This is a genomic window from Rheinheimera oceanensis (genome assembly GCF_018831085.1).
In the GTDB taxonomy this organism is placed as follows: Bacteria; Pseudomonadota; Gammaproteobacteria; order Enterobacterales; family Alteromonadaceae; genus Alishewanella; species Alishewanella oceanensis.
Genome location: NZ_JAGPNM010000002.1, coordinates 42,105 through 56,006 on the forward strand (window position 1 = coordinate 42,105; position 13,902 = coordinate 56,006).

Here is a 13,902-nt window from a genome sequence, read left to right on the forward strand (position 1 = left end):
TTGCTGCCTCCGATTAAAGGCCGGTAGCAGCCGGCCTGTTACTATTAGTTATGTTTCACCAGATTCAGTGCAGGTAAGGGCCCACCCGGAAATTGTGCTAGCCGGCCTTGCTCCAAATTGCCAAGGTCAATACCGAAGAACCCCAACTGCTCTATTAACGCCGCCACTGTCTGCTTGGCAGCCTGGTGCTCACTTGAGTAAAACAGCACCCTTTTGCCACCTTCTGCTGCCGGATTGGCCAGCAACGACGGAGGTAAATGGTTGAACGCCTTAACCAGTTGTGCGCCCGGCAGCATATCCGCCACTACCTGACTGGATGCTTTGCCCGCCAAGTCAAAAGGCTTGAACAACGGCGCTTCTATCGGATTGTTCGTGTCTACCACAATCCGCCCCTGCCAGGGCGCCAATGTGGCCACAGCCTGCGGTAGCTTTGACCAGTTCACCGCCAGAAAGACGATGTCGGCGCGGCTCGCTTCCTGCACAGTTACAGCCCTGGCATTTTCCCCTAAGGCGACGACCAGCGCGGCCAGACTTTCCGGCCCGCGGCGGTTGGCAATGCCAACCTTAATACCGTTTTGCGTCAACAGTTTTGCAATGGCTGACCCGATAGCACCGGCGCCGATAATACCGATATTCATCATCAGCTCCTTAAGCGGTAAAGCCGCCATCCACCATCAGTTCAGCACCGGAGATAAAACCCGCTTCCGCACTAGCCAGGTAGGCAACAGCGCTGGCAATATCTTTGCCTTCGCCATAGCGGCCTACTGCAATTTTCGGCCTTACGAAATCAGCTACCGGGCCATCCGCCGGGTTCATATCACTGTCTGTAGGGCCTGGATGTACAGTATTAACAGTAATACCGCGCGGACCTAAATCGCGTACCAGCCCACGGGTAAAACCGGTCACCGCGCCTTTAGTTAACGTATAAGCCGACGCTGTGCCAAAAGCTGCGTGTTGCACCATTGAGCTACCAATATGAATAATACGGCCGCCTTCACTCATGTGCTTCAAGGCTTCTTGCGTAGCAACAAAAACACCGGTGACGTTAACAGCCAGAATACGTTCAAAATCGGCAAAGGCGATTTCTTCCGGCTGGCCCAGCACACTGATACCTGCGTTGTTTACCAGAATATCGACTTTGCCAAAACTGCCAGCGACCTGCTTGATAGCATTGCGTACTGCCTGCGGGTTACCCGCATCAGCCTGGATGGCCAGAGCCTTACCACCTGCAGCCTGAATTTCAGCAACCAAGGCTTCTGCCCGCTCGGGGGAAGCATTGTAAGTTAAGGCTACAGTAGCGCCATCTGCGGCCAGGCGGCGAACAATAGCGGCACCTATACTGCGTGAGCCGCCGGTAACAACGGCAATTTTATTGCTCAGTGATTTAGTGTGTGACATGGTTATTTCCTCATTTCGGGTTAAGTTCAACGTCGTTTTCTATCTGGCATACAGCCTAAGATTCGTGCTAACTATAGAGCGCACGACTTTGCCCCGGTAGCTGGTAATAGCTATAATCACTTTCAACTAAACATTGAAAATAGCCCTATGGAAACCTTGTCGAATATTGAGTCTTTTGTCCGCAGCGCCGAGCAGGGCAGCTTTTCTGCAGCCGCCCGGCAGCTGGCGCTGACACCGGCTGCTGTATCACGCAATGTAGCGCAACTGGAACGTAACCTAGGTGTGCTATTATTTCAGCGCAGTACCCGTAAGCTCACACTGACTGAAGCCGGCGAGCAGTTTCTTGCCGGTGTGGCAGAACATCTGAATACCATTCAAGCAGCTATTTCTGATGTTACGCAAAACGCCGGTCAGCCGGCCGGAAGCTTGCGCATGAGCCTGAGCCCGGCTTTTGGTGTTGAGCATATCTTGCCGTTAATGCCCGGTTTTTTGCAGCGTTATCCGGCCGTAACACTGGACTGGCAGTTATCTAACCGGCAGGTGAACCTGATTGCCGACGGTTTTGATGTAGCCATTGGTGGTGGTATTGAGCTCACGCCCGGCGTAGTTGCCAGGCGGCTGGCGCCAGTGCATATGATCGTGGTCGCAGCGCCGCAGTTGCTGGCAGGCAGAGGTAAACTGCAACACCCCAACCAACTGCGCGATTTACCGGGCATAGTGATGCGCTCGCCGCAAAGCGGCAAGCTGCATCATTATCATTTCCGCGGGCCTGACGGTGAAGATTGTGCGCCGGACTTTAGCACCCGCTTTATCGCTGATGACCCTGACGCGCTGACCCGTGCTGCAGTTATGGGCATGGGGGTTGCCGCAGTAGCGATGCCGCACGCAAAAGTACATTTACACAGCGGCGCTTTAGTGCGGTTATTACCGCAATGGTATGCTGATCTTGGCAATATCAATTTGTATTTTGCCAGCAACCGGCTGATGCCGGCGAAAACACGGGCTTTAATCGACTACCTCACATCAGAATTCGATTCCAAACAGTTGGCAATGAAATTTAACGCGAAGCAAGCACTATGACATTAGTTCAATAGGAACTGAAATATGTTGCAAATCCACTCACCTTACTTAACTGCCACCAAACCCGCCAGAAAACTATTTTCTTGATTGCTCAACACACCTTAAAAAGTTACTATTTTTTAACTTTTATTTACAAAAATGAAGCATGAAACAAGCAAGCCACCAACGTGCAGACCGCACATATGCCCAGTTAAGAGAGCAAAGCCGGATATTGATTACTGAGGAATTACCGGTGCGGTATCGCGACTCGGTTACTTTTGATGACATTAACGGCCGCGCTATGGCGCAGTTATCCCGTTGGGAAGCGCATCCTGATCGCCGGGTAATGTGGTCGTGGCCCGCATGGGCAAGCCGTTACGCCGCGATTTACCCTAAGCGGTTTGAACTGACAATTTGGTTTCATAGTAAGTTGTGTAGCGTATCTTTAGGACGACCAACCTGGGGCGCAGGTAAATTGCGACTAGATATGATTGAATCTTCGCCGGAGAGAACCCCTCTAAGCGGAAATACCGTAAACTTAACGGTCACAGCGGCACGAGCCTATGCTCGTATGATTGGTGCAAGCCAAATCAGAATTATGAACCCGATTAACAGCAAAGTGCGTTCACATTATGAGTCACTGGGATTTACTTATGTTGGTGGCAAAAGTGATTATTGCACTATGGATTTAGTATGAAAAAACATACCGACAGACCAAAGCCGGGGACGCCGGAATTTGATCTATGGCTGCGTGAAAAAATACGCGAAGACTTCAAAAAAATGGATAATGCGCCTGAACTTGATCAATTGGGCGTATCGTCTGGCAGACCGGAAAATCTAACCCAAACCGATGCTGAAGCTTTTCCTGATGAACCGGAAGAGTATAAGCCGCATGAACGGGTTAAAATTGTGGTCGACAACACCGGTAAAAAGAAGTCTTAACAGACATTGTTAAAAAAACTATAACTTTCAAAACTTTAAAAGTTAGCCTTACGCTCACAGCTAAGATGAGAAAAAGGGGCGATAAGCCCCTTTCGAGTACCTAATCGCTGTAATTTAAGCCACTGATTTGGCAATATTCTGCGCCACAACATAGGCTTTGTACTGGGCGTCAATTTTAAAAAACACCTCTACCGGCGCGTAATACACCCGCTTTATCTTGGTTACCAGGTCAATGCTTAACTCACTTTCGCCATTGATAAAATGGGTGATGGTAGATTTGGCGACGTTAAGATCACGGGCAGCATCGGCTGCTGTCAGGTTTTTACGCTGCAGGTAGCGTTTAAAATGCGCACCAGCGGCTTTTGGTGGGCCAATCAGGCCCATCTCACGCAGGTTTTCACTGCTTAGCAATTCAGTATTGTTTGTCATTTTATCTATTACCTTAACGTTGAAACGCGCGTTAAAATTGCACGGCGAACCTTATGTCAATGCAGCTTAGTCCTTGAGCCAACTGTTGAAAAGCGTTGACGCCAGCGCCTTGCCAAACAGCTAACCTCTGGCCTCAAACAATTCCGTTTGCTGTAGCCCGAATCAAAAGGGTCAGGTTCGTTTGATTTTAGGCTTTTCGCAAAAAATAGGATCACACTGCCCCTTTTGATTCCGTAACTACGACACTAAGGTACTGGTATCTGCCGATGCTCAAGCGCAATCAAATACTTATCTAAATAGACTAACTGCCCTTCAACAGCTTACCTATTTCCGTGAGACCTTTGTCTAATGCGCTTTTGAAACCGATCAGTCTATTATTTTTGCCATGACACATTAATTACCAAACCTCGCACAGGCATTGCGCCTGAAGCCGCTGCACCACACTGCTTTAGCTGGGAGACACTTATGTTTAAAGGCATATTAATTGAAAAAGACGACAGCGGTTATCGAGCCGCGCTTAACGATTTAGACGACTCGGTGCTGATGGACGGCGACACTCTGGTGAGCGTGGCATACAGCACGCTGAATTATAAAGATGCGCTGGCCATTACCGGAAAATCCCCCGTGGTGCGTAAATTCCCGCTGATCCCAGGCATTGATTTGGTAGGCAGCGTGATCAGCTGTACGTCGGGTAAATTTAAAGCCGGTGATCAGGTGCTGCTAAACGGCTTTGGTGTCGGCGAAACACACTGCGGCGGGTTAGCGCAAAAAGCACAGCTTAATAGTGACTGGTTAATCGCACTTCCAAAAGCGTTATCAGCCAAACAGGCAATGGCAATTGGTACCGCAGGCTACACCGCCATGCTGTGCATAATGGCGCTGGAAAAACATGGTGTAATGCCCAATTGCGGCGAAATACTGGTGACTGGTGCTAATGGCGGCGTGGGCAGCTACGCTATCGCGCTTCTGGCTAAACTAGGCTACAAAGTTGTCGCGGCCACCGGCCGGGTTGCAGAAGCTGAGTACTTAAAAGCACTTGGCGCCAGCGAGATTATTGACCGGCATACACTTTCTGAACCCGGACGGGCGCTGGCGAAAGAGCGCTGGGCAGGCGTGATTGACTCCGTCGGCAGCCATACACTGGTCAATGCCTGTGCCAGCACTAAGTATGGTGGTATTGTAGCCGCTTGTGGCTTAGCACAGGGTATGGATCTACCGGGTAGCGTAGCACCCTTTATCTTGCGCGGTATTACCCTGGCCGGCATAGATAGTGTCATGCGCCCCGTAAAAGACCGCACTGAGGCCTGGGATAGATTGGCTAAGCTACTTGATAGCAAAACGCTGGAAGATGTAGCCACCGAGATAGGCTTAGCGCAGGTGTGTGATACTGCACAACATTTACTCGACGGCAAAGTGCGCGGCCGCATCGTGGTAAATGTTAATCAGCTTTAAAACGAATATTCAGCAAAGGCGATAATGACTTAACCAAAAGGTGCATTTGCACTGCACCGGCAATATCGAAATCTTAGTACTTTGCCGACTTTAATATCAGCAGCAACTGATGTAGCTTCTGCTGGTACCCCACTTTATTAAATGCCTTAGACGCCGGGTTCATAAACCCATGCCCATACGGCGTGCTAATGGCACTCACACCCTGCTGCTGTAACTGCTGGCAGATATCGGCCACCGCAAAATGTGGCTCGCTATGGCCAAAAATAATCTGGGTGGGTACTTGCGGCTTCAGCGCTAAATGCTGATGGATCTGGCCGGGGTAAAATAGTATCGCCTGCTTAAGCCGGCTACTATTAATCTGTGCCAGCACCCGCCATAAGGCAGTGGCGCCGGCACTAAAACCAAGAGCAAGATCAAATTGCTGTGTGGTGCTGGCAAATACCTGTGCGGCAATAGCCGCATAAGCATCATGGCCGCAGCGCTCAATGTAAGCCGCATAAGCTTCTGGCTCATCAGCAAACTGCTGCTGTACGCCCTGATAGGGGTCTGCAAGCTGCACTACAGCGCCGCCCAGACGTAAATTAGCCAGCAGGGGCTCAAGGCCGGGGCAGCGGCCAAAAATATCAGTTAACACTAAAACAGCTGGGCTGTTAGACGTTAAGGTCAACACGTTACTCCCCCGGGTACTGCAGTTGCCGCTGCGAACTGGCGCCCGGCTATCACTTGCAGCGATCGTTGCATTTGGACATTCATCCTCAGCATTAATCAAACTGCTTAAAATTCGTTCATATCGCTGTAACTTTGTTACGCCACGATGCTGCTAGTTTAACAACGCGAGCATCAACATGAAAACCAAAACCTATAATATCACCGTTACCCTGACAGCACTGCTGTTTGCCGCTGCAGCTAACGCTGCTAATTGTGTTTATAGCTGCCCAACCGGTAAAACCGGCCAGACTATTGAAAGACCTATTTACACGCTGCATAACAACAGCAGCACTAAATTTGCCAATTGGGTAGCCTACAAAGTCACCCAAAATACCATTGATGGTCCAAGCCGCACCCGGACGTGGAAAGCAGACCCCAATATTAACTCTGCCCATACGCTTGAACCGGCAGACTATACCGATGCCTCTGCCGTGCTTGGCACAGACCGTGGCCATCAGGTGCCATTGGCTGCGTTTAGCAACACGGCGTATTGGGAGATGACAAACTATTTATCCAATATCACACCACAAACAGCTAACCTGAATCAGGGAGCCTGGGCACAGTTGGAAACTGCCGTTCGTAATTTGGCTCGCACCGGCCAGGATGTTTATGTCGTAACCGGCCCACTTTATGAATGGTACTTTGGTACTTTGCCCCGCGCCGACGAAAGCCATACTATCCCGTCTGGCTATTTTAAAGTGGTGATTACTGATAACGCCGGTTGGGTTGAAGCGTCGGCTTACATTATGGAACAAAACCTTAGCCGCTCAGCCAGTTTTTGCCCGCGTGAGGTCACCATTAATGAGGTAGAAAACCGCAGTGGCCTTAATATCATGCCATCTCTGCCTTCTTACAAAGAGAGCGCAGTTGAAGGCCAGGTTGGTGGGCTAAAAACAAGGTTAGGTTGTTAACATGCAACGCCCGGTGTTACACCGGGCCACAGCCAAAGCCAAAAACGTAACTGCCCCGAGCCTACGCTTATTACGCTTCAGGCCAGGAGTCATTGCAGGTGTCTGTGCGGTATAACACCTTGTGCTTTAGCTCCGCTATCCGCTAAGCTGCTTTACACCCTTTCACCACTGCCGGACAGACCATGCGTATGTTGCTTACGCTAACAGGCTATGTACTGGCGGGCTATGGCCTGCTGTGTTTATTGCTGTATCTGCTGCAGCGGCAGTTAATTTATTTCCCGGTGGCAGCGCAATTACCGCCAACCAATCCGCTGACTTTGCAGCAAGCCAATGCCACTGTGCTGGTAAGCAGTAAAGCGCGCGAAACTAGCCGGGCGCTGCTGTATTTTGGCGGCAATGCCGAGGATGTTAGTGTGTATTTGCCGGAGTTTGCTGCGGCTTTTCCCAACCATGCCATTTATCTTATGCACTATCGCGGTTATGGCGGTAGTTCCGGCAATCCTTCCGAGCAGGCATTGGTAGCCGATGCGCTGGCGCTGTTTGATCAGCTGCAAACTAAACATAGTGACATTACCGTGCTGGGGCGTAGCTTAGGCTCCGGTGTAGCGGTGCAACTGGCGGCACAGCGTAAGGTAGCGCAACTGGTGCTGATAACGCCGTTTGACAGCCTGAGCGCGCTGGCCCGACAGCAGTTTCCGTTCTTTCCGGTTAAGTGGTTGCTAAAAGATACTTACAACTCTGTTGCCTATGCGCCAGCCATTAACAGCCCCACGCTGATTTTACTGGCAGAGCAGGATGAAATTATCGGCCGTGCCCACAGCGAGGCGCTATACCACGCATTTACGCCCGGTATTGCCACATTGAAAAGCTATAGCGGCAGCCACAATAGTTACCTGGCCGCCAGCCAGCTTGCCGCCTGGCTTGCTACTGCAACTCCTTCAGCCGCATTATCAAATTAGCCAGCCGCAAAACAACTACCACTTTTACCTTAAACCTAAACACCGTAAAGTAGTTAAATCGGCTTGGGTATTTTCTGCGTTAAGCCTTTGCGGTAAAACCACCTTATACAGGTTTTGCTGACCCGGTACGGTATTTGCGCCAACCTGCTAGCACAGTTGCAATGACAAAACGGCTAAGCCAGGACAACAGTGCTAACACGGCAGCTATCATCAGCGGCAGTATGCCACCGAAGGTAAAGGTCATTGCTACGACAAAGCCGCTGATATAGTGCAGCCGGTAAAGCGGAAACAACACGGCACAGGGCAGTAAACCGAAAAATAACAGCGTTGTTATTGTCATCTGGCCCAGTGCAAAACTGGCGGCAAAGACCCCGCCATAACAGGCAGCGCCGATAAGCCCCGGCAATAAGCTGACCGGTACTGTCGCCAGGCGCGCTATATGCGCAGGTTGCAACACAACATACTTTGCCAACGCTAAGCCCAGCAACGGTAAAGTGATAAGTTCGAACCAGTTTGAAATAGCCGGTAGCGTGGCGTCATTCAATAAATGATGGCTTTGTACCCCACCTGAAAAGTATTCAATCGTCAGATGAATAGCTGCCAACAACAAGGCTAGCAGAGGCAACCACAGTGAAAAGCGGTAAGCGCTCATTGTGCCAGCCTCTTAACGTTTGTGCCTTTTACTATCATCCACAGGCTAAGCGATAACTCCCCGACTAACACCGGCAGCATGATCCAAGGGAACAGCGTGGCAGCAAAATCAGGTGCCAGTAGCAGTGCCAGTGTATTTATCAGATAGCAGACACCGGCCAGGCCCAACATCAGGCCGAGTATTTTGGGGAACAGCTGCGATTTAATAATCAGATAGCCGCGGATAACACAAGCCAGCGCAAAAAACAGTAAGCCAATAGCGAAACCGTAGCCGTGTAGCTGTATCGCCACATAAGCTAAGGCGTCGAGCTGCTCTGCAGAAAACGCGGTTAAATACACGCCACTGCCAGCCAGCAACAGTGGCACTACTAAGGTAAGTTTATTGGCGACCAGTACGGCGGTTTGGATCAGATTAAAACCGGTGGCGGTTAAATTAAGCGCGGCATTCACCCGCTTAAATAACAGATAAAACAGCACAATAATCGGGATGTCTAACAGCTGCATACAGAGATCAGCTACGATGCCGCTGCGCCAAAGCTGTGCTGACGCGCCAATTTGCGAGGCGGTAGTGGCGGCATCGCCAGCAGCAATCAGGCTGCCACGCACTAGTGTTTCAGAAAACAGACCTAAACCTATTATCAATAAATAACAGCAGCCGGCCAAACGCACATAGCGCTGCGACACCACAGCAGTATCTGAGTTCATCTTTTACGCATCCTTGTAACTGGAGTAATTGGGTGCCGCTCTGGCGGCGGCTGACATGATGCTGCGCGGAAAAACCGTTTTTGCCTACTGCCTTATTGTTACAAGGTATTTCTGCCGTAACGCATCGCACATAGATTACTGATAATGATGTCGCTGCAAAAAACAAAAAACCAGCATTATGCTGGTTTAAAGTGGCACAGTGGACGGGACTCGAACCCGCGCACTTTATGGCTTCTGGCATGACAGGCCGGCCATGCTTCTAATAGAAAGCAACCGACTGAACTACCGCTTAGGCTAGAAAACAAAAAACCAGCATTATGCTGGTTTAAAGTGGCACAGCGGACGGGACTCGAACCCGCGCACTTTATGGCTTCTGGCATGACAGGCCGGCCATGCTTCTAATAGAAAGCAACCGACTGAACTACCGCTTAGGCTAGAAAACAAAAAACCAGCATTATGCTGGTTTAAAGTGGCACAGCGGACGGGACTCGAACCCGCGCACTTTATGGCTTCTGGCATGACAGGCCGGCCATGCTTCTAATAGAAAGCAACCGACTGAACTACCGCTTAGGCTAGAAAACAAAAAACCAGCATTATGCTGGTTTAAAGTGGCGGAGCGGACGGGACTCGAACCCGCGACCCCCGGCGTGACAGGCCGGTATTCTAACCGACTGAACTACCGCTCCGAAGAAGCTTTACATAAATTGGCGGAGCGGACGGGACTCGAACCCGCGACCCCCGGCGTGACAGGCCGGTATTCTAACCGACTGAACTACCGCTCCGAAGAAGCTTTACATAAATTGGCGGAGCGGACGGGACTCGAACCCGCGACCCCCGGCGTGACAGGCCGGTATTCTAACCGACTGAACTACCGCTCCGAAGAAGCTTTACATAAATTGGCGGAGCGGACGGGACTCGAACCCGCGACCCCCGGCGTGACAGGCCGGTATTCTAACCGACTGAACTACCGCTCCGAAGAAGCTTTACATAAATTGGCGGAGCGGACGGGACTCGAACCCGCGACCCCCGGCGTGACAGGCCGGTATTCTAACCGACTGAACTACCGCTCCGCACCAATTGCGCTGCAGAATTTCATTTGGGTATCCTGCAGTGCGGCGGGAATGATACGGATTAGCCGAAAGGCCGTCAACACCTTTTTTGCCGCTTTTGCCTAATCCTTAATCATCCGGCAAGGTCAGATCCAGAATGTCATCCATATCGTTGTTTTTTTGCGCATTGCTGCTGTTTTTATCTGTTGCAGGCTTATTTTTTTCTACTGTTGTCGCAACAGGCGCGGCCTTCGCTTCTTTTTTACGCCAGAACAGTAAATCGGCTAATTTCTTGTCTGTCATAACGAACCAGATCGCGAAACCGCCGCCGAACAGGATAAATAAATTAGCACCAATCACTAAGCCCCAGGGAAACTCAGGTACAGGTTCTGCTTGCTCGGCAGCTATTTCATCTTTCACTTTTTGGGGTAAATCTGCCAGTACCGGAGCCTCTTGCACCGGCCGGTTAACCACAAAACTCACCTCGGGCAGATTAAGCATAAATTCGCGGCCATCTTTCATTTCACCAAAAGCTGCCACTTCCAGAATATAGCTGCCATGGCCACGGTTATGCAATTTAAGCTCCCTTGGGGTATTACCCGGTTCATTCAAAGCAAAATGCTCTATCTCGCCGCTGGGGTAACGCACCCTGCCCTGCAGTAATACCGAAGCGGCATTAACGCTGTCATCTGTTACCCGAAACAACACCTGATGCGGTATGGCCTGTTGCTGTGGCTTGCCCTCTACAGGCGCTGCCGCTGCAGCAATATCTGCCACTATTGGTGCCGGTTTTAATACCACCGGGGCCTGTTCTACTTCACGGGTGTATAGCGGTGTACGCACTATATATTTAGGCGTCCATTCACCGGCAACAAACTTTAACTGAAACTCGCCGGTAAAAATGCCGTCACGGGCCCGTTCGTCGTAGCCTTTACCGTCGTCACGAAAGTGCGCTACCTGCACTACGCCACGGCCAAAGTTGTCGTAGTCAGCATTATTGGTGCTGACAAAAATGACTTCCAGCGCCAGTACTTCGTTAAAGTCTTTCGCTGTTATCGGCTGATCGCCATTGGTTAAACGTGCGGTGATCTTAACGGTTTCACCTACCATCAGGTTGGCAGGTAACGGCTCTACGTTCAGTTTAATGTCGCTTAGCAACATAATACGGCTTTCAGGCAGCAGGCGGCCAATGGCCTGCCAGGGCCCCGGCATCGGATTTTTTATCTGGATTAAATCGTAGCTGCTGGCATCATGCCAACGAACTTGCTGAGCTTCAGCGGTATTAAAATGAATTTTGCTGCCGTCCGGCTTTACCAGCACTACCGATGCTGAACCACGGCGACGAAACAACAACAGGGTAATTTCGTCTACTTTGTCATCAATACGAAACCGGTTATCAAACAGCGAAATCTGGTTTTTTGTAGGTAAGTCACTTAATAGTGTAAAACCACTTTCGTGCAGTGTTTTTTCATCAACAGCTTCTGTTACCTCTGCCGCAGGGTTTGCTGCTGTATCAAGCGACGTAGCCTGCCAGGCACTCAAAGGCAGGCTGCAAAGCCATAAACCTAAAGCTGTTATCAGTTTCGCCACAGGCAACTGCCTCCTTTTTTCTGTACCAGATCAAGCCGTTGTTCATGCGCAACAAGCTCTTCTGCCGTTGCCTGCAGCACTTTTAACCTGCCACTGCGTTGTATTGCTACCGGGCCGTTATCGCCGTTAGCACCATCTTGCTCATTTGCCAGGTTTAAACTTACCTGGCCGCCGGTCATCAGCAGATAAACATCGGCTAAAATTTCGGCATCCAGTAAAGCGCCATGTAATGTACGGTGGCTGTTATTAATATCATAGCGGCGGCACAGTGCATCAAGGTTGTTCTTTTGGCCGGGGTGCAGTTCCCGCGCCATTAATAAGGTATCCAGAATAGCGCAGTAGTTAGCAACCGGCGGCAGTTGCGGATGCAACATAGCAAATTCGTGGTCAATAAAGCCGACGTCAAACGCAGCGTTATGGATCACCAGCTCTGCGCCGTGAATATAGTCATAAAAGCTTTTGGCGATATCGCGGAATTTTGGCTCGTGTTTTAACCGCTCGTTAGTAATACCGTGTACGGCCACCGCTTCAGCGTCAATAATCCGCTCGGGGTTAATGTAAACATGAAAATTATTGCCGGTAAAACGCCGGTTAATCAGCTCTACACAGCCTATTTCAATAATACGGTGGCCGTCTTTGGGGTTTATGCCAGTGGTTTCGGTGTCGAGAATTATTTGTCTTTTGGCCATGGTCATTTCGTTTTTTACTACGTTTGGGTTAGATTATACGCCGTTTTGGTTTGAGGAAAGGCTTTATGCGCAAAACAGTTGCGATCTATACCGATGGCTCCTGCCTGGGTAACCCCGGCCCGGGGGGCTACGGTGCTGTGCTGATCTATAAACAGCATCGCAAAGAGTTAAGCGGCGGCTATAAACTTACCACCAATAACCGGATGGAATTGTTAGCTGCGATTGTGGCACTGGAGAGTTTAAAAGACAGCTGCAATGTAGATTTAACTACCGACAGCCAGTATGTGCGCTTGGGCATTACCCAGTGGCTAACAGGCTGGAAGCGCAATAACTGGAAAACCAGCCAGAAGCAACCGGTGAAAAACCAGGATTTATGGCAACGGCTGGATGCTGCAGCGTCTGCGCACAACATTAACTGGCACTGGGTAAAAGGCCATGCCGGCCACCCGGAAAATGAGCGCTGTGATGTGTTAGCCCGCAGTGCGGCTGAAGCCAAACCTACTAATGTGGATACGGCGTTTGAGTTGAGTGCTAAAACTTAATCAAATCGGCAGCTGCTTAAGATGCCGATGAAACCTGCCGTCAACTGCTTGCGCTGCAACGATATACGCCAGTCAACTGCGGCTGGAACCTCGATTTGGTTATCACAGAGTGTTTGAGTGAACGCGCCAGCGTGAGCGAGTTGCTGTGATAAGCCAAAGCGAGTGTTGCAGCAAAAGCAGTTGACCTACAACTTACTCGCCAGTTTTTATCGGTGCTTCAGCCCCAACATTAGCCGCCAGCATTTTTTCCAGTTCAGCGATAAAAGCTTTATCGTCCGGTGCGGTACGGCTGCCAAAATGTTTTACCGTTTGCTCGTCGCTGCTTACCAGATACTTATTAAAATTCCAGCTCGGTGCTTCCCCGGTTTTGGCAATCAGCGCTTTAAATACCGGGTTGGCGTCATCGCCTTTTACTTTAGAGCTGGCAAACATCGGGAATTTTACGCCGTAAGTTAAATAACATACCTCTGCGGTTTTTTCGGCATCGTCATATTCCTGCATAAAACTGTCTGACGGAAACCCCAGGATCACCAGGCCTTTGTCCTGATACTTTTGATACAACGCCTCAAGGCCTTCAAACTGCTTGGTAAAACCACATTTACTGGCCGTATTCACCACCAGCAGGGTTTTGCCTTTGTAGCTGTCGCATAAATCTACGCTTTCACGCGTATTTAACTGTTGCATAGAATGGCCGAGAATTTCACCACACTGGTTAGCCATGGCAGGCATGGCCAGTAAACCGCAAGCTAAGGCTACGGCGCTTAGTAATGTTTTCATGTTTATCTCCTGTAGGGTTCTTACTTAAAGCAAACAACTGT

Annotated in this window: 16 protein-coding genes and 5 tRNA genes; 7 read left to right on the forward strand and 14 right to left on the reverse strand. The window is 50.2% G+C overall.

Annotated features, from left to right (window positions below):
* Positions 1-44: 44 nt before the first annotated feature.
* Both J3B89_RS04775 and J3B89_RS04780 read right to left on the reverse strand, forming a co-directional pair.
* Positions 45-668 (reverse strand): NADPH-dependent F420 reductase, encoded by a 624-nt coding sequence (locus tag J3B89_RS04775; RefSeq protein WP_215768296.1) that lies wholly within the window; start codon positions 666-668, stop codon positions 45-47.
* On the reverse strand, positions 649-1,398 hold the full coding sequence (locus J3B89_RS04780; protein ID WP_215396389.1) for a 3-oxoacyl-ACP reductase family protein: 750 nt from the start codon (positions 1,396-1,398) through the stop codon (positions 649-651). Before J3B89_RS04780 ends, J3B89_RS04775 begins: the two co-directional genes overlap by 20 nt.
* 147 nt (positions 1,399-1,545) lie before the next feature.
* Between J3B89_RS04780 and J3B89_RS04785 the strand changes: the two genes are divergently transcribed.
* The 3 genes from J3B89_RS04785 (at position 1,546) to J3B89_RS04795 (ending at position 3,399) form a co-directional block, all read left to right on the forward strand.
* On the forward strand, positions 1,546-2,478 hold the full coding sequence (locus J3B89_RS04785; protein WP_215396390.1) for a LysR family transcriptional regulator: 933 nt from the start codon (positions 1,546-1,548) through the stop codon (positions 2,476-2,478).
* Between the two features lie 145 nt (positions 2,479-2,623).
* The gene (locus tag J3B89_RS04790) at positions 2,624-3,154 is read left to right on the forward strand and encodes a hypothetical protein (protein ID WP_215396391.1); all 531 of its coding nucleotides are present in this window, start codon (positions 2,624-2,626) and stop codon (positions 3,152-3,154) included.
* Positions 3,151-3,399, forward strand: a complete 249-nt coding sequence (locus J3B89_RS04795) for a hypothetical protein (protein WP_215396392.1) — start codon at positions 3,151-3,153, stop codon at positions 3,397-3,399. Before J3B89_RS04790 ends, J3B89_RS04795 begins: the two co-directional genes overlap by 4 nt.
* Positions 3,400-3,513: 114 nt before the next feature.
* Here J3B89_RS04795 and J3B89_RS04800 read toward each other — a convergent pair whose 3' ends face one another.
* Positions 3,514-3,828, reverse strand: a complete 315-nt coding sequence (locus tag J3B89_RS04800) for a helix-turn-helix transcriptional regulator (protein WP_215396393.1) — start codon at positions 3,826-3,828, stop codon at positions 3,514-3,516.
* A 465-nt stretch (positions 3,829-4,293) separates the two neighbouring features.
* Between J3B89_RS04800 and acuI the strand changes: the two genes are divergently transcribed.
* Positions 4,294-5,280 carry an acrylyl-CoA reductase (NADPH) gene (gene acuI, locus J3B89_RS04805; RefSeq protein ID WP_215396394.1) on the forward strand — a complete coding sequence of 329 codons (987 nt, stop codon included), beginning with the start codon at positions 4,294-4,296 and terminating at the stop codon, positions 5,278-5,280.
* A 73-nt stretch (positions 5,281-5,353) separates the two neighbouring features.
* On the opposite strand, the gene J3B89_RS04810 is transcribed toward acuI, so the two are convergent.
* Positions 5,354-5,950 (reverse strand): dienelactone hydrolase family protein, encoded by a 597-nt coding sequence (locus J3B89_RS04810; protein WP_349814189.1) that lies wholly within the window; start codon positions 5,948-5,950, stop codon positions 5,354-5,356.
* Positions 5,951-6,125: 175 nt separating this feature from the next.
* On the opposite strand from J3B89_RS04810, the gene J3B89_RS04815 reads away from it, so the two are divergent.
* Both J3B89_RS04815 and J3B89_RS04820 read left to right on the forward strand, forming a co-directional pair.
* On the forward strand, positions 6,126-6,899 hold the full coding sequence (locus tag J3B89_RS04815; RefSeq protein WP_215396395.1) for a DNA/RNA non-specific endonuclease: 774 nt from the start codon (positions 6,126-6,128) through the stop codon (positions 6,897-6,899).
* A gap of 182 nt (positions 6,900-7,081) precedes the next feature.
* Positions 7,082-7,858: an alpha/beta hydrolase gene (locus tag J3B89_RS04820; RefSeq protein ID WP_215396396.1), complete on the forward strand. Its 777-nt coding sequence runs from the start codon at positions 7,082-7,084 to the stop codon at positions 7,856-7,858.
* 103 nt (positions 7,859-7,961) lie between these two features.
* On the opposite strand, the gene J3B89_RS04825 is transcribed toward J3B89_RS04820, so the two are convergent.
* From J3B89_RS04825 to dnaQ, 9 genes are all read right to left on the reverse strand, one after another.
* A complete protein-coding gene (locus J3B89_RS04825) occupies positions 7,962-8,510 on the reverse strand; it encodes a hypothetical protein (protein ID WP_215396397.1) in 549 nt (182 codons plus the stop codon).
* Positions 8,507-9,214: a DUF4386 domain-containing protein gene (locus J3B89_RS04830; protein WP_215396398.1), complete on the reverse strand. Its 708-nt coding sequence runs from the start codon at positions 9,212-9,214 to the stop codon at positions 8,507-8,509. The genes J3B89_RS04825 and J3B89_RS04830 overlap by 4 nt, the downstream gene beginning before the upstream one ends.
* Before the next feature lie 609 nt (positions 9,215-9,823).
* Positions 9,824-9,900, reverse strand: a tRNA-Asp gene (locus J3B89_RS04835).
* Between the two features lie 19 nt (positions 9,901-9,919).
* Positions 9,920-9,996 (reverse strand) — tRNA-Asp (locus J3B89_RS04840).
* A 19-nt stretch (positions 9,997-10,015) separates the two neighbouring features.
* A tRNA-Asp gene (locus tag J3B89_RS04845) sits at positions 10,016-10,092 on the reverse strand.
* 19 nt (positions 10,093-10,111) lie between these two features.
* A tRNA-Asp gene (locus tag J3B89_RS04850) sits at positions 10,112-10,188 on the reverse strand.
* A 19-nt stretch (positions 10,189-10,207) separates the two neighbouring features.
* Positions 10,208-10,284 (reverse strand) — tRNA-Asp (locus tag J3B89_RS04855).
* A 108-nt stretch (positions 10,285-10,392) separates the two neighbouring features.
* Entirely contained in the window at positions 10,393-11,853 is a 1,461-nt protein-coding gene (locus J3B89_RS04860; protein ID WP_349814190.1) for a TIGR03503 family protein, read from the reverse strand.
* Positions 11,841-12,542: a DNA polymerase III subunit epsilon gene (gene dnaQ, locus J3B89_RS04865; protein WP_215396399.1), complete on the reverse strand. Its 702-nt coding sequence runs from the start codon at positions 12,540-12,542 to the stop codon at positions 11,841-11,843. The genes J3B89_RS04860 and dnaQ overlap by 13 nt, the downstream gene beginning before the upstream one ends.
* Before the next feature lie 65 nt (positions 12,543-12,607).
* On the opposite strand from dnaQ, the gene rnhA reads away from it, so the two are divergent.
* Positions 12,608-13,084, forward strand: coding sequence for a ribonuclease HI (gene rnhA / locus J3B89_RS04870; RefSeq protein WP_215396400.1), 477 nt, complete (start codon positions 12,608-12,610; stop codon positions 13,082-13,084).
* Positions 13,085-13,276: 192 nt separating this feature from the next.
* Here the strand turns inward: rnhA and J3B89_RS04875 are convergent, their stop codons facing one another.
* The gene (locus J3B89_RS04875) at positions 13,277-13,861 is read right to left on the reverse strand and encodes a glutathione peroxidase (protein WP_215396401.1); all 585 of its coding nucleotides are present in this window, start codon (positions 13,859-13,861) and stop codon (positions 13,277-13,279) included.
* Between the last annotated feature and the right edge of the window lie 41 nt (positions 13,862-13,902).